This window comes from Kitasatospora sp. NPDC052896, from assembly GCF_044547075.1.
GTDB lineage: Bacteria > Actinomycetota > Actinomycetes > Streptomycetales > Streptomycetaceae > Kitasatospora.
The window spans coordinates 1,081,852-1,104,643 of the sequence record NZ_JBITZU010000001.1 but is presented as its reverse complement, the minus strand read 5'-3'; the positions used below and the strand labels follow the sequence as shown (position 1 = coordinate 1,104,643).

Genomic DNA, 22,792 nt, shown 5'->3' with positions numbered 1-22,792 from the left:
CCACCACCCGGCATAGGGTCGGGCGCATGGCTATCCCTCCCTTCCTGGTGGAACTGCGGGCCCTGGTCGGCACCCGCCCGCTCTGGCTCACCTGCTCCTCCGTCGTCGTGCTGGACGACGCGGGCCGCCTGCTGCTCGGTCGGCGGGCGGACACCGGTCTCTGGGCGCTGCCCGGCGGCATCATCGACCCCGGCGAGCAGCCGGCCGACGCCGCCGTCCGCGAGTGCTTCGAGGAGACCGGCGTGATCGCCGTCCCGGAGCTGCTGACCTCGGTGAGCGTCTCCCCGCCGGTCACCTACCAGAACGGCGACCGGACCCAGTACATCGAGCTCACCTTCCGCTGCCGCGCGGTCGGCGGCGAGGCCCGGGTGAACGACGACGAGTCCCTGGAGGTCGCCTGGTTCGACCTCGACGCCCTCCCCGAGCTGGGCGCCGGTGACCGCGACCGGCTCAGCAAGGCCGTCGACGGCACCGGTCAGGCCGCGTTCACCTTCTCCGGCCTCACCGCCGTCCTCGACGAACCCACCGACCCGGCCGCCTGACCGCCCACTCGGCCGGCGCCACCGGGCGTCGGCCGACCGGTCGGCCCTCCCACCGGCGCTGTGCCCAGCCTTCCGCCGCCCGATCGGGGTGAGCCGCACGGCACGGCCGATCCGCTCGAACAGCGCGGCGCCGATCCGGCGTTCGAGCTTCCCGACCACCTGGCCGACCCGCCCGGTGCTGCCCCGCAGGTGCGCGGCGGTACGGGCGAAGCGCAACTCCTCCGCGAGCGCCGGGAATCGGTCTCCCGCCGTTCCAGCACGCCTGACGGGTCACATCGTTGAGTCGAGGTCAGCGACCGTATCCGGATCACGCCTTGCCGATCCTCCCCGACCCAGTGGATCGTGGACACCATGAACCCCACACTGCGCGTGAAGGCCTTCGACCACCTGGTGCTCAACGTCCAGGACATCGAACGGGCCCTGGACTTCTACACCGGCCCGCTCGGCCTGGAGCCGGTCCGCGTGACCGAATGGCGCGCCGGCGAGGCCCCGTTCCCCTCGGTGCGGGTCACCCCCGAGACCATCATCGACCTGGTCAGCGGCCCCCGCGGCGAGTCCAACGTCGACCACCTCTGCCTCACCGTGGAGCCGCTGGACTGGCAGGAGGTCATCGCGTCAGGCGCCTTCACCGTCCTGGAAGGCCCGGTGGACCGGTACGGCGCGCGCGGCACCGCGACCTCCGTCTACGTCCAGGACCCGGACGGCAACACCGTCGAACTCCGCTGGTACCCCGAGGACATCGACCGTGGGGCACACCGTGGCCAGGCGTGACCACGAGGACGACCCCGACGCCCAACAGCCTGGTACCCGCCGACTCCGTCGTCGTGGTGAACGCGGACGGCCGCGTCCTGCTCCAGCGGCGGACCGACAACGGCATATGGGCGCTGCCCTGCGGGCGGAACACCGACAGAGGCAGCACCGGCACGGCCACTTGCCGAGGCCCGGCCCAGCCCGAACTCCGCCTTCCCCGACCGCCGCCGGCTATGCGGGAACGTCGCGGACACTCCGCTGGAGGACATCGGTCAGGACGGCGGCAGCGGTGACGAAGTCGTTGTCGTCGTGCAGCACGATCAACCCGTGATGGGCCGCGGTCGCGCAGACCATCAGATCAACGGTGGACAGGGCCCGGACAGCTCCGCCGGCCTGGGCGAGCCGGAACTGGGCGGACTCGATCCAGGCCCACATGTTCTTCGGCAGAGGTACGTCCGGATACAGGTCGGCGAACATGTCGCCCATCTGTTCGTAATGCACGAGATTGCGCGCGGAACGTCGGAACTCGGTGCGCTGGGGAGCGCACGACCCGATGACGCGCAGGTCGATGTCCTCACCCCACGCGTCGTTCAGGTGCTGCTCGCGCAGCAGTCGCCACACGGCAGTGGAGTCCACGAGGTAGCGGATCACTCCGTCCCCCGCTTGTCGGCGTCGTGGAGTTGCTGCCAACCCTCGTAGTCCCACTGTTGGGCGGCCTGGAAGTGTCGCGTCCGTTGGGCGGCCCGTTCGTGCCTCTCGGCGTACTCGCGAAGGGCGGCGTTCACCACGTCCTTCTTGGTCTCACCCCCGGAGAAACGCATGGCCTTCGCCAGGGCGTCATCGTCCAGGTCGATGGTTGTCACGCTCATATTCGCCTCCGCTATATAAAGCCAACAACATCTCTGAATATAGCAGCGGCTCGGTGAGACCGGTCCACGAGGCGTGCCCGAGCTTCAACGGTCTCCTCCGGGGGCGAGCCGCTAACGGCCGTACCGTCCGGGTTGCTCCCGTCATCGAGGAGGACTTCGGCCCGAAGCCGGCGCATTGGCGCGTTACAGGTAGTCGAAGAAACGGATCCACCAGTCGCAGGGACGGTCTTCCCCGTAGTACGAGATCAACGGCACGCCCACTCCGTCGTACGGACGCGTGAGCACCCGTTCCGGGAGCACCACGTAGCCGAGTTCGGTGAGCACTCGCTCCACCGTCGCCAGGTCCTCAGCGGTCAGCGCGCCGGCCTCCACGGCCTCGGCGGTGTCGAGGTGGACGCCCGGGTTCTCGGCCGCGATCACCGCCATCGAACCGAAGTCGCTCACCGATACGACGATCGGCTCACCGCTCCCGGTCGCATCGGCCGGCACCTCCACCCAGCCGTGCAGGCTCGCGTCCTGCGCCTCCCGATCGGCGAGGCATCGCGTGGCGAAGGCAGCGTCCAGCCTGGCCACCAGGCGGTCGAATCGGGCCCGGGTCCCGGCGTGGTCGTAGCCGGGCGGGAACTCCAGCGACTCCGGACCGTCGAGGCGATGGAGCAGAGCGATCGGCTCCGCGTCAGGGTGCGGCACCTCCCCGTGATCGCGCAGCAGCCGCACGCCGGAGCGCCGCGCCGGGAAGTCCCCTCCACCTCCCGGCACGGCGCATCCGCGGGCAGCGCGCCTCAGTCCGCCATCGGCAGGTAGACCCGGTTGCCGTGCTCCGCGAACTCCTCGGACTTGGCCTGCATGCCGGCCAGCGCCTCGGCGTCGAACTCGCTGGAGACCGCCGTGGAGCCCCCGCCGTGTTCGTCGCGGATCTTCTGACTGATCTTCATCGAGCAGAACTTCGGTCCGCACATCGAGCAGAAGTGGGCGGTCTTGGCCGGCTCGGCGGGGAGGGTCTCGTCGTGGAAGTCGCGGGCCGTCTCCGGGTCGAGGGCCAGGTTGAACTGGTCCTCCCAGCGGAACTCGAAGCGGGCGTCGGAGAGGGCGTCGTCCCACTCCTGGGCGCCGGGGTGGCCCTTGGCGAGGTCGGCCGCGTGGGCGGCGATCTTGTAGGTGATGACACCGGTCTTGACGTCGTCCCGGTTGGGCAGGCCCAGGTGCTCCTTGGGCGTGACGTAGCAGAGCATCGCGGTGCCCCACCAGGCGATCATCGCGGCGCCGATGCCCGAGGTGATGTGGTCGTAGCCGGGGGCGACGTCGGTGGTCAGCGGGCCGAGGGTGTAGAACGGCGCCTCGTCGCAGATCTCCTTCTGGAGATCCATGTTCTCCTTGATCTTGTGCATCGGGACGTGGCCCGGGCCCTCGATCATCACCTGGACGTCCCGGTCGCGCGCGATCCGGCCGAGCTCGCCCAGCGTCCGGAGCTCGGCGAGCTGCGCCTCGTCGTTGGCGTCCGCGATCGAGCCGGGGCGCAGGCCGTCACCGAGCGAGAAGGTGACGTCGTAGGCGCGCAGGAGGTCGCAGAGCTCCTCGAAGTTGGTGTAGAGGAAGTTCTCCTGATGGTGCGCCAGGCACCAGGCCGCCATGATCGAGCCGCCGCGCGAGACGATGCCGGTCTTGCGGCGGGCGGTCATCGGCACGTACCGCAGCAGCACGCCGGCGTGCACCGTCATGTAGTCGACGCCCTGCTCGCACTGCTCGATGATGGTGTCGCGGTAGACCTCCCAGGTCAGCTCCTCGGCCTTGCCGTCCACCTTCTCCAGCGCCTGGTAGAGCGGCACCGTGCCGATCGGCACCGGGGAGTTGCGCAGGATCCACTCGCGGGTGGTGTGGATGTTCCGCCCGGTCGAGAGGTCCATGACCGTGTCGGCCCCCCAGCGGGTGGCCCAGGTCATCTTCTCCACTTCCTCCTCGATGGACGAAGTGACCGCCGAGTTGCCGATGTTGGCGTTGATCTTCACCAGGAAGTTGGTGCCGATGACGGCCGGCTCGACCTCGGGGTGGTTGACGTTCAGCGGGATGACCGCCCGGCCGCGGGCCACCTCGTCACGGACGAACTCCGCCGACAGGCCCTCGCGCAGCGCGATGAACTCCATCTCCGGCGTGACGATCCCGCGCTTGGCGTAGCCGAGTTGGGTCACCGCGCCGCCGTCCCGGGCGCGCAGCGGGCGGCGCGGGCGTCCGGGGAAGACGGCGTCCAGGTTGCGCAGGTTGCCGCCGCGCGGCGAGGTGTGCTTGATCCCGTCGTCCTCGGGGCGGGCCTCCCGGCCGTCGTACTCCTCGACGTCGCCGCGCTGGCGGATCCAGGCGTCGCGCAGCGCGGGCAGGCCGCGCCGGACGTCGGGCTGGTAGGCCGGGTCGGTGTACGGACCCGAGGTGTCGTAGAGCGGGACGGTCTTCCCGTTGGTGAGCCGGACCTCGCGGTAGGGCACCCGCAGGTCCGGACGGGAGCCGGTGCGGTAGGCCTTGTGCCAGGCCGGGGTGGGGTATCCGGTGGTCGCGCTGTTCTCGGTACCAGCGGCGGACTGTGCGTCGAACATGGTCATCTGACCTCTACTCCCTACGCCGGCATTACCCGGTCAGGTTCCTGCGGTCGGCGCAGCGGTCGGCACGCGGTTCGCGTCCCGTTCAGCGCCCTCTCAGCCCGGTGCTCCGAGCTCCCGTGCGGCAGGCGGACTTGCCTGCCAAAAGACGTCCACACCGTAGCGGGAGGGGCGCCACCGGTCCAGTACGGGCCCACCGGGTGGGCATCCCGCCAGGGGCTGCGTCAGACTGGGACGACCGCCACCAGGGCGGCCACGGGGGGAGTTGAGGACGGATGATCGGACACACCGGACGGGTCACCGGTCGGGTCGGCACCGGGCTGGTCGGCGAGGTGCTGCTGCACGTGCCGGAGCGTCAGGGGACCGAGGCCTTCCTGGCCTACCCGGCGGTCCCGGGGGAGTCGCTGCCGGTCGGCACGCCGGTGGTGGTGGTCGAGTACCAGCCGCCCCGGACGGTCTTCGTGGCGTCCGTGCTGGGCTGAGCCGCGACCCCGCCGGGCGACACGCCACCCCGGGCTTCCCATGTGATCGAAGGAGGCGCAGAATCTCCTGCGCCACTGGATTCCGCGCCATCCTGCACAACCGAGCGCAGCCACGGAACCGGTGTGCCCTGAAGGGGGAGTTAGCCGATGCTGATCGGCATCATCGCCGGCGCGGTCGTCGCGGCGGTCATCGTGGTGATCGTGCTCTTCAAGCTGATGTGGCGGGTCGCCGAACCCAACGAGGCCCTGATCATCTCCGGTTCCAAGCACCGCACCGAGGGGGTCGGGGACGGGCTGGGCTTCCGGATCGTCACCGGGCGGGGGACCTTGGTGACGCCCGGCATCCAGACCGTCCGCCGGCTCTCGCTCGACCTCAACGAGGCCGACCTGGACGTCGAGTGCGTGACGTCGCAGGGCATCCCGGTCCAGGTCAAGGGCGTGGTGATCTTCAAGGTGGGCGACGACACGGTGTCGATCGCCAACGCCGCCCGCCGCTTCCTGGACCAGCAGAAGATGATGGGCGCGCGGGTCCACAACGTCTTCGCCGGCCACCTCCGTTCGATCGTCGGCGGTCTGACGGTCGAGGAGATGATCCGCGACCGCGAGCGGCTGACCGGGGAGACCCGGGCCGCCTCCGGCACCGAGATGGAGAAGCTCGGGCTGATCATCGACTCGCTGCAGATCCAGGAGATCCTCGACCCGACCGGCTACATCAAGAACCTGGCCGCCCCGCACGCCGCCGCCGTCCAGCGCGACGCCCGGATCGCCGCCGCCGAGGCGGACCGGCAGGCCACCGAGGCGGAGCAGGAGGCGTTCGCCCGGAAGGCCGAGGCGACCCGCAACTCCGGTATCCAGCAGGCCGGTTACCAGGCCGAGATGGACACCGCGGCGGCCCGCGCGCAGCAGGCCGGACCGCTCGCCCAGGCCGCCTCCCGGCAGGAGGTCGTGGTCCAGGAGACCAAGGTCGCCGAGCTGGAGGGCCACCGCAAGGAGCAGCAGCTGCAGGCCGAGGTCCGCAAGCCGGCCGACGCCCGGGCGTACGAGACCCGGACCGCCGCCGAGGCCGAGCGTGACGCCCGGATCTCCGCCGCCCAGGCGCAGGCCCGGGAGACCGAGCTGCGGACCGCCGCCGAGGCGAACCGGGTGCGGGTCGCCGCGCAGGCCGAGGCCGAGGCCACCAAGGCCCGTGGCCTGGCCGCCGCCGAGGCGACCAAGGCCACCGGTCAGGCCGAGGCCGCCGCGGCCGAGGCCAAGGGTCTGGCCACCGCCGAAGCCGCCCGGGCGCTCGGTCTGGCCGAGGCCGAGGCGATCAAGGCCCGGGCCGCCGCACTGGCCGAGAACCAGGAGGCCGTGGTCGCCCAGCAGCTCGCCGAGAACTGGCCGGAGATCGTCCGGGCCGGCGCCGAGGCCTTCGGCAACGTCGAGCACATGGTGCTGCTGAACGGCGCGGACGGGATGGGCGAGATGTTCGCCAAGGCGCTCACCATGGGCGGCACCGGTCTGGGCCTGGCCCGCCAGCTGCTCAGCGCGATGGACGGCGCCGGCGCGAACGGACGCGAGGACGCCGCCCGCAAGGACGACGCCACCGCCCGGCCCGCCAAGCAGACCATCCCGATCCAGCCCGACCCGACCGCCTGAGAGCCCGACCCGACCCGTGCTCACCCGGCCCGTCCCGCCACCGTGGCGGGACGGGCCGCGTCGTACGCCCGGCCGTACGACGACGGCGCCCGCCCCCGAAGCCGGGGAGCGGGCGCCGGACGGACCGTGCGGGCGTCAGCCCTTGGTCGCCTTCTTCACCAGGATCACCACGGCGGCCGCGATGCCGACCACCACCAGCGCCTTGATCACCAGACCGACCAGCGCGCTCACCACGCCCACGAAGAAGCCGAGCACGTTCCACAGAACCACGATCACGATGATCGGGACCACGATGTTGCGCACCCACGAGGGCAGCGACTTCCAGAGCTCAGCCATGTCCGTTCCTTCTCTCCCCTCGGATCGGCTCCACCCGGTCGCCGCATCCCGTCCGCTTTCCGTTACCTCGATCGTAGGCGGGGCTCGACGCGGAGACGAGCGATCCGGCCCCCGAGAGAACCCGGAGATAGCCCTGAGGTGGTGGCCTCGGGGTAGCCCTTACCGGCGCCTTACACCGGCCAGCCCTCACCCCGCCAGGCGGCGTCCCAGAACATCCACTCGTAGCGCGAGGTGGTGGTGAAGTGCTCGGTCACCCGGCGCCGTTCGGCCGCCGAGAGCTGCTCGCCGAGCCGGTCGGTGAGCGCCAGCACCCGGCGCACCACGGACTGGAACGACTCGTCGCCGTAGACCGCGATCCACCGCGCGTAGAGCGGGTCGGGGGAGGACTTCGCCAGCAGTTCCGCGCCGACCCGGGCGTAGATCCAGTAGCAGGGCAGCACCGCGCCGACCGCCTCGGCGAACGAGCCGCCGTAGACGGTGGCCAGCAGGTAGCTGGTGTAGGCCCGGGTGGTCGGCAGCACCGGCTCGGCGGCGGCCTGCTCGGCGCTCTCCCCGAACGCGGTCAGGAACTCCGCGTGCATGCCCTGCTCGGCGGCGAGCGCACCGATCGCGTCGTCGGCGAAGGCCCTGACCTCCTGCTCGCCGGGCGCCTTGGCGGCGCAGACCGCCAGGGCCCGGGCGTAGTCGCGCAGGTAGTGCGAGTCCTGGACGACGAAGTGCCGGAACGCCGCGCGCGGCAGCGTGCCGTCGGTCAGCCCGGCCAGGAACGGGTGGTCGAGGATCCGCTCGTAGACCGGCTCGATGGCGGCCCACAGCTCCTCGGTCAGGGTCTGGGTCATGGCCCGACCCTACGCGCCGGGGCCGGGCCGGCGGCCGGCCCGCTCACGGCTCGAACGCCTGCCCGGGACGTGCCCCGGGCGCCCGGCGCACGGGCCCACCGCACGCCTGCCGCGCGGCTCACGCCTCCGGCGGTGAGAACACCACGAGCACCCGCAGCTCCTCGGTGATGTGGTGGAACCGGTGCGGCACCCCGGCCGGCACGTACACCACGCTCCCCCGCGCCACCGTCGCGGTCTCCTCCCCGACGGTGAGGTAGGCCCGCCCGCTGATCACCTGGTACAGCTCGTCCTGCTCGTGCGCGGACTGGGTGTCGCTCTCCCCGGGGGAGAGCGCGTACAGGCCCGCCGAGATGTTCCGCTCACGCAGGAAGCGCAGGTACGCGCCCTGGTTGGCGGCCCGTTCCGCGTCCAGCTCGTCCAGCCGGAAGACCTTCATCAGCGCTGTTCCTCTCCGGGGGTCGCTGCCTTCCTCGACAACGGTCGACAACACTTTCCGGGACAAACCAGGGTCGGGGAAGCTTCCGCCCGCCGTCCGGTCCTGTCACGATGCGGGCCATGAAGCACTTCGTGGTCAAGACCCTCATCAACGCGGTCGCCATCTGGGTGGCCGCCTGGCTCGTCAACGGGATCGCCCTGTCCGGTGGCGACTGGCAGCACAAGACACTCACCGTGATCGCCGTCGCGCTGATCTTCGGGGTGGTGAACTGGCTGATCAAGCCGGTGGTGAAGTTCTTCTCGCTGCCGCTCTTCATCCTCTCGCTGGGCCTGGTCACCTTCGTGATCAACGCCCTGATGCTCTGGCTGACCTCGTTCGCCTCGGACCAGCTGAAGCTGGACTTCCACGTCCGCGGCTTCTGGGCGGCGCTCTTCGGCGCTCTGATCATCAGCCTGGTCTCCTGGGGCCTGCACCTGGCCATCGACGACGAGGACTGAGCGGCGGGGACCGAGCGGCACACCTTCGGAACCATCACCTCCGCTTCGTTCGCGGTACGGCGTTTCGGCGGGCCTCCGGCGCGGCAGACTCCCGCACAACGTGCCGGTCCGGCGTCCGCCGGGCCCCTCGGAGGTGACCATGGGGCAGTCCGTCGCCCACCCGTCCACGACTCCGCACCCCCGGCCGGTGGTCAAGCGCACCGCCCGGGCGATCCTGCTCGACCTGCCCGCCGACCACCCGGGCGCCGCCGCCGAGCTGATCGTGATCAAGCGCACCCGGCCGGGCCACGACCCGTACTGGATCACGCCCGGCGGCGGGGTCGAGCCCGCCGACCGCACGGTGGTCGACGCCCTGCACCGCGAGGTGGACGAGGAACTCGGCGGCAAGGTGGTCGACGTGGTGCCGGTCTTCGTCGACACGGTCGCGCACACCCACCACGACGACGGCACCCTGGCGCACCCGCACGGGGTCAAGGTGCAGCACTTCTTCGTCTGCCGGCTGGCCTCGATGGACCCGGACCGGCGGCACGGCCCGGAGGTGGACGAGCCGCAGGGGGAGTACGAGATCGTCCGGCTGCCGTTCACCCGCGAGGGCGTCACCCAGGTCAACCTGGTGCCGCCCTCGCTGCGCGCCTTCCTGGCCGCCAACATCGAGGGCGTCCGGGCGATGCTCGCGCCCGACCTGGCCTGAACACCGGGGCTCAGGCCAGCTCGCCGACCAGGTCGTGCCGGATGTGCTCGGCCCGCACCCCCGAGCGGGCCAGCGCCGCCGCGCTGCGCCGGATCATCGCCGCCGGGCCACTGAGGAAGGCCCGGTGGCCGTCCCACGGGCCGAGCTGGGCCACCACGTCGGGCAGCAGCCCGGGCAGCAGCGTCCCCGGCCGCACCCGCTCCCAGCCACCGGCCTGGGCCGCGCTGAGGGCGGTCGCCCCCGCCTCGGAGACCACCGGGCGGATGGAGAGCCAGCGGTGCCGCTGCTCCAGCCGCCGCAGCGCGTCCAGCTCGTAGAGCTCGTCGGCGCGCCGGGCACCGTAGAAGACCTCGACCCGGCGGCCGGCCGGACCGTGCTCGGCCACCTCCTCGATCAACGCGCTGACCGGCGCGATCCCGGTGCCACCGCCCAGGCAGAGCAGGTCGGCGGGGTCACCGTGGTCCAGCACCATCTCGCCGGCCGGCGGACCGAGCCGCAGCACGTCCCCGGGGACCGCCCGGCGGACCAGCGCACTGCTCACCCAGCCGGCCTGCACCGCCTTGACGTGGAAGGTCAGCAGGCCGTCCGGGCGGGGTGCGGTGGCGAACGAGTAGTTCCGCCAGACCCGCGGCCACCAGGGCGTCTCCAGGGTCGTGTACTGGCCGGCCCGGTAGCGGTAGGGCTGGTCCGGGCGGACCGTGATCACCGCGACGTCCCGGCCGCGCTGCTGGTGCGACACCAGCTCGGCCTGCCACCAGGGCGGCGCGGTGCGGGCGGCCCCCTCGGCCGCCTCGATCATGATCGTCGAGACCAGCCGGTAGACCCGGCGCCAGGCCAGCTCGGTGGCGGCGTCCCAGCGGCTGGCGCCGTACTTGGCCAGCGCGGCGATCAGGCACTCGCCGACCGGGGCGTAGTGGGCGGTGAGCGTGCCGTACTTGCGGTGGCCCTCGCCCAGCCTCGCCAGGTACGCGGTCAGGCCGGCCGGGTCGTCGGCGTTGCGGGCGGCCATCAGCAGGGCACGGAAGAGCCGGTCGCGCTGGACGTCCATGGCGGCCGGGAAGAGCGCCCGGACCTCGGGGAAGTGCAGGAAGATCAGCGCGTAGAAGTGCGCGGTGGCCCGGTCGGCGACCGGCTCGACCACGGCCAGGCTGGCCCGGATCAGCTCGATGTCGCCGGGGGTGGGGGGCTGTGCGGCGGCCTCGGCGGCGAGGTCCGGCGGCGGGACGGGCGCGGCGGGGGGCGTCCGGTGCTCGGCCCGGACGGCCCAGGCCCGGCTCCAGTGGTCGCCCGGGCCGGTCCAGTTGAGGCCGGGCGCCCAGCTGAACAGCGGCTCGATCACCGGGCGCTCGGTGGCCGCCGGTTCCGGCGGCCGGGCGGGTGTCGCCCCGACCGGGGCGGCCGGGACTCCAGCGGCTCCGGGGGCTCGGGGGGCGGGGGGCGCGAAGGGGGGAGCGGGGACGAGCGGCGGGACGGTCGGCCGGGGCGGTATCGGCCTCCCGCCGATCTCACCCGGAACGGGGACCGGTTCGGCGGCGACCGCCGGCGCCGGATCGGGGCCGGGCGGGGCCGCCGGCAGGCCCGGCACCGCCGAGGCGGCGGCCGAGCCGGCTCCGGAGCGGACCAGCAGCGAGCGAAGCGATGTCGTACCAGCCTGACGCGTACTCAAGAGAATCGTTTCGCCTCCGGTCGTCCCAGCAACGCCTCGGGTAGCGTGGCATGACCGAACAGCTGATCCGACAAATCGCGCGAACGCCGGACGGACGCCCCACCCGCGCGCTAGGCTGCACGGATGGCGGCGTCCGCCGATTTCCGCGGCGAGCTCCTCAGAGCTGCCGCAGCAGCATCCCCGGCTGCTCCACGCAGTCCGCGACGAAGCGCAGGAACCCGCCCGCGGTACCGCCGTCGCAGACCCGGTGGTCGAAGGTGAACGACAGCTGGGTGACCTGACGCACCGCCAACTCCCCTTGGTGCACCCATGGTTTGGCGACGATCCGGCCGACCCCGAGCATCGCCGCCTCCGGGTGGTTGAGGATCGGCGTGGAGCCGTCCACCCCGAACACCCCGTAGTTGTTCAACGTGAAAGTGCCGCCCGTGAGTTCGGCCGGGGTCAGCGAGCCGGACCGGGCCGCCACGGTCAACCTGGCCAGCTCGGCGCCGAGTTGCTCGGTGGAGAGCAGGTGGGCATCGCGGACCACCGGGACCACCAGCCCGCGCTCGCTCTGCGCCGCGAACCCCAGGTGGACCGCCGAGTGCCGGCGCAGCGCGCCGGGAACACCGGAAGCATCAAGCTCCACACTGGAGTTGAGCTCCGGGTGGCGGGCCAGCGCGGCCGTGCAGATCCGGGCCAACAGGGCGAGCAGGCCGACCTTCGGGCCGCCGCCGCGGTTCATCTGCTCGCGCAGCGCGAGCAGTTCGGTGGCGTCCGCATCCACCCAGCAGGTCGCCGCGGGGATCTCGTGGTGACTGCGGGTGAGCTTCTCGGCCACCGTGCGGCGCAGGCCGCGCAGCGGGACCACGTCCTGGTCCGGGGCCACCGGAGCAGCGGCGGGCGCGGGCCGGATGGCCCGCTCCACGTCGGCCCGCATGATCAGACCGTCCGGCCCGCTGCCGGTGAGCCGGCCCAGCTCGACCCCGTGCTCGCGGGCCAGCCGCCGGACCAGCGGCGAGATCACCGCGACGACGCCGGGCACCGTGACCGGCGCGGCGGCCTCGACCGGCGCGGCGACCGGCGTGGCGACCGGCGTGGCGACGGCCGTCCCCACCCGGCGCCGGCGCGACCCCTTGCCGCCCTCCGCCACCCCGAACCCCACCAGTGGCCGTTCGGCCGCCGCGCCGTCCCGGGCGCCGCCGTCCGGCACCGCCCCCGGCTCCCCGGCCGAGACGGCCACCGTCACCAGCGGCTGCCCGACCTCCCGCTCGTCGCCGACCTCGCCGAACCGCGCGGTGACCACCCCGCCGTACGGGCAGGGCACCTCCACCACCGCCTTCGCGGTCTCCACCTCCACCACCGGCTGGTCCACGGCGATCACCTCGCCCACCTCGACCAGCCAGCGGGTGATCTCCGCCCCGGTCAGCCCCTCGCCCAGATCCGGCAGGGTGAACTCGCGCACGATCGGCATCGCTCAGTCCTCCCACTGCAGCCGCGCGACCGCGTCCAGGATCCGGTCCACACCGGGCAGGTGGTGGTGCTCCAACATCGGCGGCGGGTACGGGATGTCGAACCCGGTGACCCGCAGCACCGGCGCCGCCAGGTGATGGAAGCACCGCTCCGTGACGCGAGCGGTGATCTCGGCGCCGACCCCGCCGAAACCGGTCGACTCGTGCACCACCACCGCGCGGCCCACCGAGCGGACCACCTCGCAGACCGTGGCGTCGTCGAACGGCACCAGGGTGCGCAGGTCCAGCACGGCGAGGTCCCAGCCCTCCGCCTTCGCGGCCTCGGCCGCCTCCAGGCAGACCGGCAGCGAGGGGCCGTAGGTGATCAGCACCGCCGAACGCCCGGTCCGCCGCAGCACCGCCCGACCCACCGGCTCGACCGGCGCCGCCGGGTCCAGCTCGGCCTTGGACCAGTAGAGCCGCTTGGGCTCCAGGAAGACCACCGGGTCGTCCGAGGCGATCGAGGCGCGCAGCAGACCGTACGCGTCGGCCACCGTCGCCGGGGTCACCACGTGCAGCCCGGGGGTGCCCGCGTAGTACGCCTCCGAGGAGTCGCTGTGGTGCTCGACCCCGCCGATCCCGCCGCCGTACGGCACCCGCACGGTGATCGGCAGCGCCAGCCTGCCGGCCGTCCGGTTGCGCATCTTCGCCACGTGCGAGACCAGTTGCTCCATCGCCGGGTAGGCGAAGGCGTCGAACTGCATCTCGACCACCGGCCGCAGCCCGTACATCGCCATGCCGATCGCGGTGCCCAGGATGCCCGCCTCGGCGAGCGGGGTGTCCAGGCAGCGGTCCGCGCCGAACTCCGCGCTCAACCCGTCGGTGATCCGGAAGACCCCGCCGAGCGTGCCGACGTCCTCGCCGAGCAGGTGGACCGTCGGGTCCGCCCGCATCGCGTCGCGCAGCGCCGCGTTGAGCGCCTGCGCCATGGTGCTGGTACGGACCGCCGGGGTCGCCTCCGGTGCCATCGTGTTCACTCCCCGGCCTCCGCCCCGGCGGCCAGTTCGGCAGCCAACTGCTCGGCTTGTTCACGCAGTTGAGGGGTCGGTTCGGCATAGACGTGACGGAACAGGGAGAGCGGGTCGAGCTCCGGCTCGGCGTGGAACTCGGCGCGCATCCGGGCGGCCAGCTGCTCGCCCTCCTGGACGGCCCGCTCGGCCAGCGCGTCGTCCAGCAGACCGGCGGCCCGCAGCCGCCGCTCCAGCAGCAGGATCGGATCGTGCTCGCGCCAGGCCGCCACCTCGGCGTCCTGGCGGTAGCGGGTGGCGTCGTCGGCGTTGGTGTGCGCCTCCAGCCGGTAGGTCAGCGCCTCGACCAGGGTCGGTCCGCCGCCGGCCCGGGCCCGCTCGACCGCCTCGCCGAGCACGGCGTGCACGGCGGCGGCGTCGTTGCCGTCCACCAGCCGGCCCGGCATCCCGTAGCCGACCGCCTTGTGCGCCAGGCTCGGCGCGGCCGACTGCCGGGTGAGCGGGACGGAGATCGCGTAGCCGTTGTTCTGCACCAGGAAGACCACCGGCGCGTTCAGCACCGCGGCGAAGTTCAGCGCCTCGTGGAAGTCGCCCTCACTGGTGCCGCCGTCGCCCAGCATGGCCAGCGCGACCACCGGCTCGCCGCGCAGCCGGGCGGCGTGCGCCAGGCCGACCGCGTGCGGGGCCTGGGTGGCCAGCGGGGTGCAGAGCGGCGCGGTGCGGGTGGCCAGCGGGTCGTAGCCGGTGTGCGCGTCGCCGCGCAGCAGGGTGAGCGCCTCCAGCGGGTCGACCCCGCGGGAGACCACCGCGAGGGTGTCCCGGTAGCTCGGGAAGAGCCAGTCCTCGGGCCGCAGCACCGCGCCGGCCGCCACCTGGCAGGCCTCCTGACCGGTGGAGGCGGGGTAGACGGCGAGCCGGCCCTGCTTGGTGAGGGTGGTCGCCTGCTGGTTGTAGCGGCGGCCGACCACCAGCCGGCGGTAGAGGTCGAGCAGCAGCGCCGGATCGGCCTTCTCGAACTCCGGGGTGTCGAGCACCCGGAGCGGGGCCTGGTCCGGCAGCAGTGGCGCCGGGTCGGTCCGGGGACCGGTCGCTCCGGGCAGCCAGCCCGGCACGGGCGCGGTCGGCCGGTGGTCGAGGACGGTCATCTCGGGCACCTCCAAGGGGTGGGGAGGGCAGGGGGCCGGCAGGTGGACAAGGGGAAGGCCGGCCCATGGGGGGCAACGAGGGGGGAAGGGATTGCCTCCCAACCGATTGTTCGGTTGTCTTTTCATTGTGGCCACAGCCGAACGAAGGTGCTGGACAATCGGCTGCCACGGCAGTCGACTGGAGGCACTACGTCCACCATGGGAGGGCCCGGGGACATGGACGCTGAACAAATGGCCGGACGAACGGCCGAACCGCCCGCGCCACGCGACGGCGGCCGGCCGCCCGGCCCGGCGAAGCCGCCGAGCGGCCGGACCCCGGCCGCACCCTCCGCCCCGGGCACCTCGGTGGAGCGCGGCCTGGACCGGGTGGACCGTTCCATCCTGCGCCTGCTCCAGCAGGACGGCCGGGCCTCGGTGCGCTCGGTCGCCGAGCGGGTGCACGTCTCGCGCGCCAACGCCTACGCCCGGATCGCCCGGATGATGGAGGACGGCGTGATCCGCGGCTTCACCGCCCGGGTCGACCACGAACGGGCCGGCCAGAGCGCCTCCGCCTACGTCACCCTGAAGATCGTCCAGAACTCCTGGCGGACCGTGCGGGAGCAGCTGCTGGAGCTGCCCGGGGTGGCGCACATCGCGCTGGTCGGCGGCGAGTTCGACGTCCTGATGCTGGTGCACACCCCGGACAACCGGACCCTGCGCGAGCTGGTGCTGGGCAGCATCCAGGCGATCCCGGAGGTGCTGGCCACCCAGACCCTGCTGGTCTTCGAGGAGACCGACCGGGTGCCGCCCGCGCTCTGACTACGCCCGCAGCCCGTCGAAGGCGAGCCGGACCACCGCGTCCGGCACGCCGTCCGCGCCGGAGACGCCGGGCCGGTACCACTCCACGATGGAGTTGATCATGCCGAAGAGCAGCCGGGTGGCCAGCCGCGGCTCGACGTCCGCCCGCAGGTCACCGTCGACGACGGCCTCCCGGAGCAGCTCGGCCACCCGGTGGTCGAAGTCCCGGCGGCGCTCCAGCGCCCACAGCTCGGTCCCGGTGTTGCCGCGCACCCGCAGCAGCAGCGTGACGTACGGCAGCTCGGCCAGCAGCACCTCGGTGGTCCGCCGCACCACGTGCTCCAGCCGGTCCACCGGGCGGCCGGCCAGCGCCCCCGGCTCGTCCAGGATGCCGAACAGCCCGTCCAACGCCCGGCCGACGGCGAGCCGCAGCAGCTCCTCCTTGCCGCGCACGTGGTGGTAGATCGAGGACTTGGAGATCCCGGCGGCCCGGGACAGGTCCTCCATCGACGTGCCGTCGTAGCCGCGCGCATTGAAGACCTCCACGGTCACCGCGAGCAACGAGTCGACGGTGTACGTGGTGCGGGTGGGGTTGTCGGCCATGCTCTGAAGTATCCCTGGCGGCTTCCCGGCGGCGAACCGGCCCCCGTTCCCGAGGTGGTCGGCCGAGGTTTCTCCGGCGCGCACCCTGTTGGACCGACCGATCGTTCGGTTACGCTGGGGTACGTCAGCCCTGTCCTCCCCTCTCCAGGAGCGCCGCATGGCCGCCGTCGAGGCACTGATCGAACGTCACCAGGACACCCTTGCCCGGGCGCTGACCGCGCTCGCCGACCGGGACTACTGGTCGCCGTACCCGGAGTTCCCCAAGGCCTACGGCGAGAACGCCCCGGCCGAGGGCAAGGCCGCCTTCGAGGCCCGGCTGGGCACCGCCTTCGAGCTGCCCGGCCACCCCACCACCGGAGAGCTGGTCGCCGGCGAGGCCTCCCCGTACGGCATCGAGCTGGGCATCGGCTACCCGCGGGTCGAGGCGGACGCGCTGCTGGCCGCCGCCCGGGCCGCCGCCCCGACCTGGGGCGCCGCCAGCCCGGCCGAGCGCGCCGCGGTCTGCCTGGAGATCCTGGCCCGGATCAACGCCCGCTCGCACGAGTTCGCGCAGGCCGTGATGCACACCACCGGCCAGGCCTACGGGATGGCCTTCCAGGCCGGCGGCCCGCACGCCCAGGACCGCGCCCTGGAGGCGGTCGCCTACGCCTACGCCGAGCAGACCCGGCTGCCCGAGCGGGCCGGCTGGACCAAGCCGCAGGGCAAGCGCGACCCGCTCAAGCTGATCAAGGACTCCGTGGTGGTCCCGCGCGGCACCGCGCTGGTGATCGGCTGCAACACCTTCCCGACCTGGAACGGCTACCCCGGCCTGTTCGCCTCGCTGGCCACCGGCAACCCGGTGGTGGTCAAGCCGCACCCGCGGGCCGTGCTGCCGCTCGCGCTGACCGTGCTGATCGCCCGCGAGGTGCTCGCCGAGGCCGGCTTCGACCCCAACACCGTCACGCTGGCCGCCGAGCACGACCGCGAGGGCATCTCCAAGACCCTGGCCCTGCACCCGGACGTGAAGATCATCGACTACACCGGATCCACCGAGTTCGGCGACTGGCTGGAGGAGAACGCCCGGCAGGCCCTGGTCTACACCGAGAAGGCCGGCGTCAACACGGTGGTGATCGACTCCACCGACGACTACAAGGGCATGCTGAACAACCTGGCCTTCGCCCTCTCGCTCTACACCGGCCAGATGTGCACCACCCCGCAGAACCTGCTGATCCCGCGCACCGGGGTGGCCACCGACCAGGGCGAGAAGAGCTACGACCAGGTGGTGACCGACCTGGCCGCCGCGATCGAGGGCCTGCTCGGCGACGACGCGCGGGCCGCGGCCGTGCTGGGCGCCGTGGTCAACCCGGGCGTGCTGCAGCGCAGCGCCGCCGCGGCCGGCGGCGAGTACGGCGAACTCGCGCTCGCGCCGCGGGTGGTGGAGTCGGCGGAGTTCCCCGGCGCGACCATCCGCACCCCCGCGCTGATCAAGGTGGAGGCGCACAAGCCGGACGACCGGGCGGTCTTCCTCAGCGAGTGCTTCGGGCCGGTCTTCTTCGCGGTCGCGGTGGACAACACCGCCGACGCGGTGGAGCTGCTCGGCCGGACCGTGCGGGAGCAGGGCGCGATGACCGCGACCGGCTACACCACCTCGCCCGAGGTGGAGCGGCAGCTGGTCCGGGCCTGCCTGGACGGCGGGGTGTCCCTCTCGCTCAACCTCACCGGCGGGGTCTACCCGAACCAGACCGCGGCCTTCTCCGACCTGCACGGCACCGGCGCCAACCCGGCCGCCAACGCCGCGTACACCGACGCCGCGTTCGTGGCGAGCCGGTTCCGGGTGGTCCAGGTCCGTCGGCCGGCCTGAGCCACCGGGGGGCGGGCGGGGCCGAGTGGGGGCGCGCGGGGTCGGGGGGGCGGGGCCGGCCTCGTCCGGCCCCGGCCCGGCCCCATCCCCGGTCCCGCCGCCGACTCCGCCGGGCCGAGGAGATTCACAGCGCCGGCCCGGCCCGCGATGATGGGAAGCTGAGCGGGGACTGAGAACCGTCCCCGATCGCCGATCATCGTCCGAGCGCGGGGAGATGACCCATGACCGACCAGCCGATCGAATCCGATGTGGTGATCGTCGGGGCGGGCCCGACCGGCCTGCTGCTGGCAGGCGACCTGGCGGCGGCCGGGGTGCGGACGACCGTCCTGGAGAAGCGCGGCAAGGAGTCGAACCTGACCCGTGCCTTCGCCGTGCACGCCCGCACCCTGGAACAGCTGGACGCCCGCGGGCTCGCCGAGGAGCTGCTCGCCACCGGCACGGTGATCTCGACGATGCGGCTGTTCGGCCGGCTCGACGTCGACTTCGCCAGGCTGCCGACCCGGTTCCCGTTCGTCCTGATCACCCCCCAGTCGCAGACCGAACGGGTGCTGCAGGAACGGGCCGTGAAGGCCGGCGCCGACCTGCTGCGCGGCCACGAGGTGACCGGTCTGCGGCAGGACGCCGACGGGGTCACCCTCGACGTGCGGACCGAGGCCGGCCCGACGCGGCACCGGGCCCGCTACGTGGTCGGCTGCGACGGCGTGCGCAGCGCGGTCCGCGAGCTGCTCGGCGTCCCGTACCCGGGGGAGTCGGTGGTCAGCTCGGTGCTGCTGGCCGACGTCCGGCTGGACCGGGCGCCCAGCGAGGTGCTGACCGCCCGTGCCACCGCCGACGGCTTCGGCTTCGTCGCCCCGTTCGGCGACGGCTGGTACCGGGTGATCGCCTGGGACCGCTCCCGCCAGCTGCCGGACGACGCGCCGGTGGAGCTGACCGAGGTGGCCGACATCACCCGGCGCGTCCTGGGCGAGGACTACGGCCTGCACGACGCCCGCTGGCTCTCCCGGTTCCACAGCGACGAGCGGCAGGTCGACCGCTACCGGGACGGCCGGGTACTGCTCGCCGGGGACGCCGCGCACTGCCACTCCCCGGCCGGCGGCCAGGGCATGAACACCGGCCTGCAGGACGCCGCCAACCTGGGTTGGAAGCTCGCCGCGGTGGTCCGCGGCTGGGCACCGGAGCACCTGCTGGACAGCTACCAGGAGGAGCGCCACCCGATCGGCCGCTCGGTGCTGCGCAGTTCCGGCGCGCTGATCCGGATCGCGCTGGCCCGGAGCACGGCGAGCCGGGCCGCCCGCTCGGCGGTCGCCGCGCTGGTGGACGCGCTGAGCCCGGTGGTCTCCCGGGCCGCCGGCACGGTCTCCGGGATCACCTTCCGCTACCGCGCCGAGCCCGGCGCGCACCCGCTGGCCGGTCGCCGGGTGCCGGACCTGCGGCTCGCGGCGGACCGCCCGGGCCGGCCGGCGCGGCTCTACGAGGCCTTGCGCGAGGGCAAGTTCGTGCTGGTCACCACCGACGAGCGGGCGCCGGGCGCGCCGTTCAGCGGGCTGGAGCCGGCCGTCACCGAGCCGTGGGCCGACCGGCTGGTGCACGCGGCGCCGGCCAACCCGCACGGCAAGCTGCGCTCCACGGTGCTGCTGGTCCGCCCGGACGGCTACGCGGCCTGGGCGGCGGCCGATCCGAGCCGGACCGAGCTGCGCCTCGCGCTGACCCGGTGGCTCGGCACCCCGGCGGAGGACCGAGCGCTTTGAGGAGAACCGAACGGCAGCCTTAACGCTGACCTAAACCGGTCCCGACTGCCCGCCATCCCTTCGGGGACGGTGGGCAGTTCGCGTTCGTCGCAGTCGCCGGAACGGCCTCCAACAGGCGTGGCCGGAGCGTACCCGGAGGAGGGTCGCCACCCCTCCTCCACCCGCCGCGAGGTGGTCCAGACCGATGCCATAAACTGTATGGTCGGGGCCTCTTGAGTTCAGACCCAACTCCTTAACAGTTTACTGTTATTGGGGAATCGATTACCTTTTCTTGGGTCAACTTCCAGCAAGTTTCTGGGATGTTCATCGGAGCGTTTTCGACCGGAACGCTTAGCCCCTTGCCGGCCATGCACGCCGGCCAGAGGAGGAGCCAGTGCGTCCCCGCCCCCTCGCGCTCGCAGCGGCCATCGCCCTGCTGCCGCTGTCCGCCGCCTCGCTGGGAGTCACCACCGCGCAGGCCGCCACCCCCAACGTGGCGGCACCGCGGATATCCCTGCCCGACACCGTGACCCCCGCGGTGGCCAACGCGCAGAAGCAGGGTGATGTTCCCGCCGCCCAGCAGATCTCGGTCGCGGTCAGCCTCAAGCTGCGCAACACCGCCGACCTCGACACGTTCCTGGCCAACGTCGCCAACCCCCACTCGGCGGGCTACGGCCACTACCTGACCCCGGCGCAGTTCACCGCGCGCTACGCGCCGGCCCAGGCCGACGTCGACCACGTGGTCAACTACCTCAAGTCGCAGGGCCTGACCGCGACCGTCAGCGCCAACCGCCAGGTGGTCGACGCGCACGGCACCGACGCGCAGATCGCCAAGGCCTTCGGCACGCACGAGAGCGCGTACTACGACTCGGGCGAGCACAAGCAGTTCTTCGCCAACGACGGCGCGGCCACCCTGCCGGCCGACGTGGCGGCGGTCGTCCAGGGCGTCTCCGGCCTGAACAACCACACCGTGCGCACCCCGCAGCTGGCCAAGCCCAACAACGCCAGCCCGCAGGCCACCCCGGGCGGCTACGGCCCGTCCCAGTACGACGGCGCCTACAACCTGAACAAGGTCGGCGCGGACGGCACCGGCGAGAAGGTCGCGCTCTGGGAGTTCGACGGCTACAGCGCCTCCAACCTGAGCACCTACAACAGCCAGTTCGGTCTGACCGGCCCGGCCGTCAGCACCGTCTCGGTCGACGGCGCCAACTACGACAGCAACCCGGGCCAGGGCCAGGGCGAGGTCGAGCTGGACAGCGAGATCGTCCGCGGGGTCGCCCCCAAGGCCACCCAGCTGATCTACGAGGCCCCCAACACCGACCAGGGCGAGATCGACATGGCCGCGAAGATCGTCGCGGACGACCAGGTCTCGGTCATCTCCATCTCCTGGGGCGGTTGCGAGCCCGACACCACGCAGTCCTCGATGACCGCGGTGGACAACTCGCTCAAGCAGGCCGCCGCCGAGGGCATCTCGGTCTTCTCCGCCTCCGGTGACGACGGCTCGCGCGACTGCACCCGCTCCACCAGCGGCTCCTCGGTCAAGTCGGTGGACTTCCCGGCCTCGGACCCGTACGTGACCGGCGTCGGTGGCACCAACCTCCAGCTGAGCGGCAGCAGCTACTCCTCGGAGAGCGCCTGGAGCACCGCGGGCGGCGGTGTCTCCACCGTCTTCGCCAAGCCCAGCTGGCAGACCGGCACCAACATCAGCGGCAACATGCGCACCGTCCCGGACGTGGCCTCCAACGCCGACCCGAACAGCGGCTTCGCCATCTACACCCAGGGCACCAACGGCCCGGCCTGGCAGGTCTACGGCGGCACCAGCGCGGCGGCCCCGCTCTGGTCCGGCTTCACCGCGCTGTTCAACCAGAAGGCCGCCGCGGCCACCAAGCCCAACCTGGGCCAGGCCAACCCGGCGCTCTACTCGGTCGCCAACAGCGCCGCGTACAAGAGCACCTTCCACGACGTGACCACCGGCTCCAACCAGGACTTCAACGCCGGCCCGGGCTACGACCAGGTCACCGGCTGGGGCTCCCCGGTCGCCGACGCGCTGACCAACGCCCTGCTCGGCAGCGGCTCGTCCGCGGGCGGCAACACCGTCACGGTGACCAACCCGGGCACCCAGACCAGCACCACCGCCAGCGCGGTCAACCTGCAGCTCGCCGGCTCGGACAGCACCTCCGGTCAGACCCTGAGCTACTCGGCCACCGGCCTGCCGGCCGGCCTGTCGATCAGCGGCAGCGGCCTGATCACCGGCACCCCGACCACCGCGGGCAGCTCCACCGTCACGGTCACTGCCAAGGACGCCACCGGCGCCACCGGCACCACCAGCTTCACCTGGACCGTCACCGCCTCCAGCTGCACCCCGGCCCAGTTGCTCGGCAACCCCGGCTTCGAGTCCGGCAGCGCCGCGCCGTGGACCTCGACCCCGGGCGTGATCAACAACGACATGTCCTCCGAGCCGGCCCACTCCGGCAACTGGGATGCCTGGCTGGACGGCTACGGCTCCGCGCACACCGACACGCTGAGCCAGACCGTCACCATCCCGGCCGGCTGCACCGCCACCTTCAGCTTCTGGCTGCACGTCGACACCACCGAGACCGGCAACACCGCGTACGACACGCTCACGGTGCAGGCCAACGGCACCACGCTGCACACCTTCTCGAACGTGGACGCCAACACCGGCTACGTCCAGAAGTCCTTCGACCTCTCGTCCTACGCGGGCCAGACGGTCACCCTGAAGTTCACCGGAACCGAGGGCGACTCGCTGTCGACCAGCTTCGTCATCGACGACACCGCGCTGAATGTCTCCTGAGTCCCGGGATCTCGCATTCTGAGAAATCCGACGACTCCGCGTGATTATCCGGTGCCCTAACGCCACCGGAGCGCGGGAAATACCAGCCGCTCACAC

22 protein-coding genes, 1 pseudogene and 1 riboswitch are annotated in these 22,792 nt (G+C 72.5%); of the genes and pseudogenes, 10 read left to right on the top strand and 13 right to left on the bottom strand.

The window, feature by feature from the left end; all coding sequences use genetic code 11:
* Positions 1–26: 26 nt before the first annotated feature.
* Positions 27–542 carry an NUDIX hydrolase gene (locus ACIGXM_RS05165; protein ID WP_396556917.1) on the top strand — a complete coding sequence of 172 codons (516 nt, stop codon included), beginning with the start codon at positions 27–29 and terminating at the stop codon, positions 540–542.
* Between the two features lie 87 nt (positions 543–629).
* Here the strand turns inward: ACIGXM_RS05165 and ACIGXM_RS05160 are convergent.
* Positions 630–767 (bottom strand): annotated as a pseudogene (locus tag ACIGXM_RS05160) (LysR family transcriptional regulator); the annotation flags it as partial.
* A gap of 126 nt (positions 768–893) precedes the next feature.
* On the opposite strand from ACIGXM_RS05160, the gene ACIGXM_RS05155 reads away from it, so the two are divergent.
* On the top strand, positions 894–1,313 hold the full coding sequence (locus ACIGXM_RS05155; RefSeq protein WP_396556915.1) for a VOC family protein: 420 nt from the start codon (positions 894–896) through the stop codon (positions 1,311–1,313).
* Positions 1,314–1,523: 210 nt separating this feature from the next.
* Here the strand turns inward: ACIGXM_RS05155 and ACIGXM_RS05150 are convergent, their stop codons facing one another.
* From ACIGXM_RS05150 to thiC, 4 genes are all read right to left on the bottom strand, one after another.
* On the bottom strand, positions 1,524–1,943 hold the full coding sequence (locus ACIGXM_RS05150) for a PIN domain-containing protein (RefSeq protein ID WP_396556913.1): 420 nt from the start codon (positions 1,941–1,943) through the stop codon (positions 1,524–1,526).
* The gene (locus tag ACIGXM_RS05145) at positions 1,940–2,161 is read right to left on the bottom strand and encodes a type II toxin-antitoxin system VapB family antitoxin (protein WP_396556911.1); all 222 of its coding nucleotides are present in this window, start codon (positions 2,159–2,161) and stop codon (positions 1,940–1,942) included. The genes ACIGXM_RS05150 and ACIGXM_RS05145 overlap by 4 nt, the downstream gene beginning before the upstream one ends.
* Before the next feature lie 183 nt (positions 2,162–2,344).
* Entirely contained in the window at positions 2,345–2,851 is a 507-nt protein-coding gene (locus tag ACIGXM_RS05140) for a hypothetical protein (RefSeq protein ID WP_396556909.1), read from the bottom strand.
* A gap of 92 nt (positions 2,852–2,943) precedes the next feature.
* Positions 2,944–4,752, bottom strand: coding sequence for a phosphomethylpyrimidine synthase ThiC (thiC, locus tag ACIGXM_RS05135; protein ID WP_396556907.1), 1,809 nt, complete (start codon positions 4,750–4,752; stop codon positions 2,944–2,946).
* A riboswitch (TPP riboswitch) is annotated at positions 4,747–4,880 on the bottom strand. Its footprint overlaps the gene before it by 6 nt.
* Positions 4,881–5,024: 144 nt before the next feature.
* Between thiC and ACIGXM_RS05130 the strand changes: the two genes are divergently transcribed.
* On the top strand, positions 5,025–5,231 hold the full coding sequence (locus ACIGXM_RS05130) for a hypothetical protein (protein ID WP_396556905.1): 207 nt from the start codon (positions 5,025–5,027) through the stop codon (positions 5,229–5,231).
* Between the two features lie 147 nt (positions 5,232–5,378).
* Entirely contained in the window at positions 5,379–6,869 is a 1,491-nt protein-coding gene (locus tag ACIGXM_RS05125) for an SPFH domain-containing protein (RefSeq protein WP_396556903.1), read from the top strand.
* 135 nt (positions 6,870–7,004) lie between these two features.
* Here the strand turns inward: ACIGXM_RS05125 and ACIGXM_RS05120 are convergent, their stop codons facing one another.
* From ACIGXM_RS05120 to ACIGXM_RS05110, 3 genes are all read right to left on the bottom strand, one after another.
* Complete coding sequence (locus ACIGXM_RS05120) at positions 7,005–7,205, bottom strand: DUF5326 family protein (protein WP_396556902.1); 201 nt, start codon at positions 7,203–7,205, stop codon at positions 7,005–7,007.
* Between the two features lie 170 nt (positions 7,206–7,375).
* A complete protein-coding gene (tenA, locus tag ACIGXM_RS05115) occupies positions 7,376–8,044 on the bottom strand; it encodes a thiaminase II (RefSeq protein WP_396556900.1) in 669 nt (222 codons plus the stop codon).
* 118 nt (positions 8,045–8,162) lie between these two features.
* Positions 8,163–8,480, bottom strand: coding sequence for a cupin domain-containing protein (locus ACIGXM_RS05110; protein WP_396556898.1), 318 nt, complete (start codon positions 8,478–8,480; stop codon positions 8,163–8,165).
* 119 nt (positions 8,481–8,599) lie between these two features.
* Between ACIGXM_RS05110 and ACIGXM_RS05105 the strand changes: the two genes are divergently transcribed.
* Both ACIGXM_RS05105 and ACIGXM_RS05100 read left to right on the top strand, forming a co-directional pair.
* A complete protein-coding gene (locus ACIGXM_RS05105) occupies positions 8,600–8,977 on the top strand; it encodes a phage holin family protein (protein ID WP_396556896.1) in 378 nt (125 codons plus the stop codon).
* A gap of 139 nt (positions 8,978–9,116) precedes the next feature.
* The gene (locus ACIGXM_RS05100; RefSeq protein ID WP_396556894.1) at positions 9,117–9,668 is read left to right on the top strand and encodes an NUDIX domain-containing protein; all 552 of its coding nucleotides are present in this window, start codon (positions 9,117–9,119) and stop codon (positions 9,666–9,668) included.
* Positions 9,669–9,678: 10 nt separating this feature from the next.
* On the opposite strand, the gene ACIGXM_RS05095 is transcribed toward ACIGXM_RS05100, so the two are convergent.
* The 4 genes from ACIGXM_RS05095 to pdhA all read right to left on the bottom strand — a co-directional run bounded on the left by ACIGXM_RS05095 (position 9,679) and on the right by pdhA (position 14,937).
* Positions 9,679–11,007, bottom strand: a complete 1,329-nt coding sequence (locus ACIGXM_RS05095) for a globin domain-containing protein (RefSeq protein WP_396556892.1) — start codon at positions 11,005–11,007, stop codon at positions 9,679–9,681.
* Positions 11,008–11,491: 484 nt separating this feature from the next.
* On the bottom strand, positions 11,492–12,787 hold the full coding sequence (locus ACIGXM_RS05090; RefSeq protein ID WP_396556890.1) for a dihydrolipoamide acetyltransferase family protein: 1,296 nt from the start codon (positions 12,785–12,787) through the stop codon (positions 11,492–11,494).
* A gap of 3 nt (positions 12,788–12,790) precedes the next feature.
* Entirely contained in the window at positions 12,791–13,792 is a 1,002-nt protein-coding gene (locus ACIGXM_RS05085) for an alpha-ketoacid dehydrogenase subunit beta (RefSeq protein WP_396556888.1), read from the bottom strand.
* 5 nt (positions 13,793–13,797) lie between these two features.
* Positions 13,798–14,937, bottom strand: coding sequence for a pyruvate dehydrogenase (acetyl-transferring) E1 component subunit alpha (gene pdhA / locus ACIGXM_RS05080; RefSeq protein ID WP_396556886.1), 1,140 nt, complete (start codon positions 14,935–14,937; stop codon positions 13,798–13,800).
* A gap of 216 nt (positions 14,938–15,153) precedes the next feature.
* Here pdhA and ACIGXM_RS05075 point away from each other — a divergent pair, with 216 nt between their 5' ends.
* On the top strand, positions 15,154–15,735 hold the full coding sequence (locus tag ACIGXM_RS05075; protein WP_396556884.1) for an Lrp/AsnC family transcriptional regulator: 582 nt from the start codon (positions 15,154–15,156) through the stop codon (positions 15,733–15,735).
* Here ACIGXM_RS05075 and ACIGXM_RS05070 read toward each other — a convergent pair whose 3' ends face one another.
* A complete protein-coding gene (locus ACIGXM_RS05070; protein WP_396556882.1) occupies positions 15,736–16,317 on the bottom strand; it encodes a TetR/AcrR family transcriptional regulator in 582 nt (193 codons plus the stop codon).
* Positions 16,318–16,474: 157 nt separating this feature from the next.
* Here ACIGXM_RS05070 and paaN point away from each other — a divergent pair, with 157 nt between their 5' ends.
* From paaN to ACIGXM_RS05055, 3 genes are all read left to right on the top strand, one after another.
* Positions 16,475–18,157 (top strand): phenylacetic acid degradation protein PaaN, encoded by a 1,683-nt coding sequence (gene paaN, locus ACIGXM_RS05065; RefSeq protein WP_396556880.1) that lies wholly within the window; start codon positions 16,475–16,477, stop codon positions 18,155–18,157.
* Between the two features lie 221 nt (positions 18,158–18,378).
* Positions 18,379–19,905: an FAD-dependent monooxygenase gene (locus ACIGXM_RS05060; protein ID WP_396556878.1), complete on the top strand. Its 1,527-nt coding sequence runs from the start codon at positions 18,379–18,381 to the stop codon at positions 19,903–19,905.
* A gap of 373 nt (positions 19,906–20,278) precedes the next feature.
* Positions 20,279–22,696: a protease pro-enzyme activation domain-containing protein gene (locus ACIGXM_RS05055; RefSeq protein WP_396556877.1), complete on the top strand. Its 2,418-nt coding sequence runs from the start codon at positions 20,279–20,281 to the stop codon at positions 22,694–22,696.
* Positions 22,697–22,792: the final 96 nt, after the last annotated feature.

Coding starts and splice junctions, on each gene's coding strand:
- ACIGXM_RS05105 (WP_396556896.1), top strand. CDS start 8,600: ATGAAGCACTTCGTGGTCAAGACCCTCATCAACGCGGTCGCCATCTGG.
- ACIGXM_RS05125 (WP_396556903.1), top strand. CDS start 5,379: ATGCTGATCGGCATCATCGCCGGCGCGGTCGTCGCGGCGGTCATCGTG.
- ACIGXM_RS05165 (WP_396556917.1), top strand. CDS start 27: ATGGCTATCCCTCCCTTCCTGGTGGAACTGCGGGCCCTGGTCGGCACC.
- ACIGXM_RS05145 (WP_396556911.1), bottom strand. CDS start 2,161: ATGAGCGTGACAACCATCGACCTGGACGATGACGCCCTGGCGAAGGCC.
- ACIGXM_RS05070 (WP_396556882.1), bottom strand. CDS start 16,317: ATGGCCGACAACCCCACCCGCACCACGTACACCGTCGACTCGTTGCTC.
- paaN (WP_396556880.1), top strand. CDS start 16,475: ATGGCCGCCGTCGAGGCACTGATCGAACGTCACCAGGACACCCTTGCC.
- thiC (WP_396556907.1), bottom strand. CDS start 4,752: ATGACCATGTTCGACGCACAGTCCGCCGCTGGTACCGAGAACAGCGCG.
- ACIGXM_RS05155 (WP_396556915.1), top strand. CDS start 894: ATGAACCCCACACTGCGCGTGAAGGCCTTCGACCACCTGGTGCTCAAC.
- ACIGXM_RS05130 (WP_396556905.1), top strand. CDS start 5,025: ATGATCGGACACACCGGACGGGTCACCGGTCGGGTCGGCACCGGGCTG.
- pdhA (WP_396556886.1), bottom strand. CDS start 14,937: ATGACCGTCCTCGACCACCGGCCGACCGCGCCCGTGCCGGGCTGGCTG.
- ACIGXM_RS05075 (WP_396556884.1), top strand. CDS start 15,154: ATGGACGCTGAACAAATGGCCGGACGAACGGCCGAACCGCCCGCGCCA.
- ACIGXM_RS05120 (WP_396556902.1), bottom strand. CDS start 7,205: ATGGCTGAGCTCTGGAAGTCGCTGCCCTCGTGGGTGCGCAACATCGTG.
- ACIGXM_RS05060 (WP_396556878.1), top strand. CDS start 18,379: ATGACCGACCAGCCGATCGAATCCGATGTGGTGATCGTCGGGGCGGGC.
- ACIGXM_RS05110 (WP_396556898.1), bottom strand. CDS start 8,480: ATGAAGGTCTTCCGGCTGGACGAGCTGGACGCGGAACGGGCCGCCAAC.
- tenA (WP_396556900.1), bottom strand. CDS start 8,044: ATGACCCAGACCCTGACCGAGGAGCTGTGGGCCGCCATCGAGCCGGTC.
- ACIGXM_RS05100 (WP_396556894.1), top strand. CDS start 9,117: ATGGGGCAGTCCGTCGCCCACCCGTCCACGACTCCGCACCCCCGGCCG.
- ACIGXM_RS05090 (WP_396556890.1), bottom strand. CDS start 12,787: ATGCCGATCGTGCGCGAGTTCACCCTGCCGGATCTGGGCGAGGGGCTG.
- ACIGXM_RS05085 (WP_396556888.1), bottom strand. CDS start 13,792: ATGGCACCGGAGGCGACCCCGGCGGTCCGTACCAGCACCATGGCGCAG.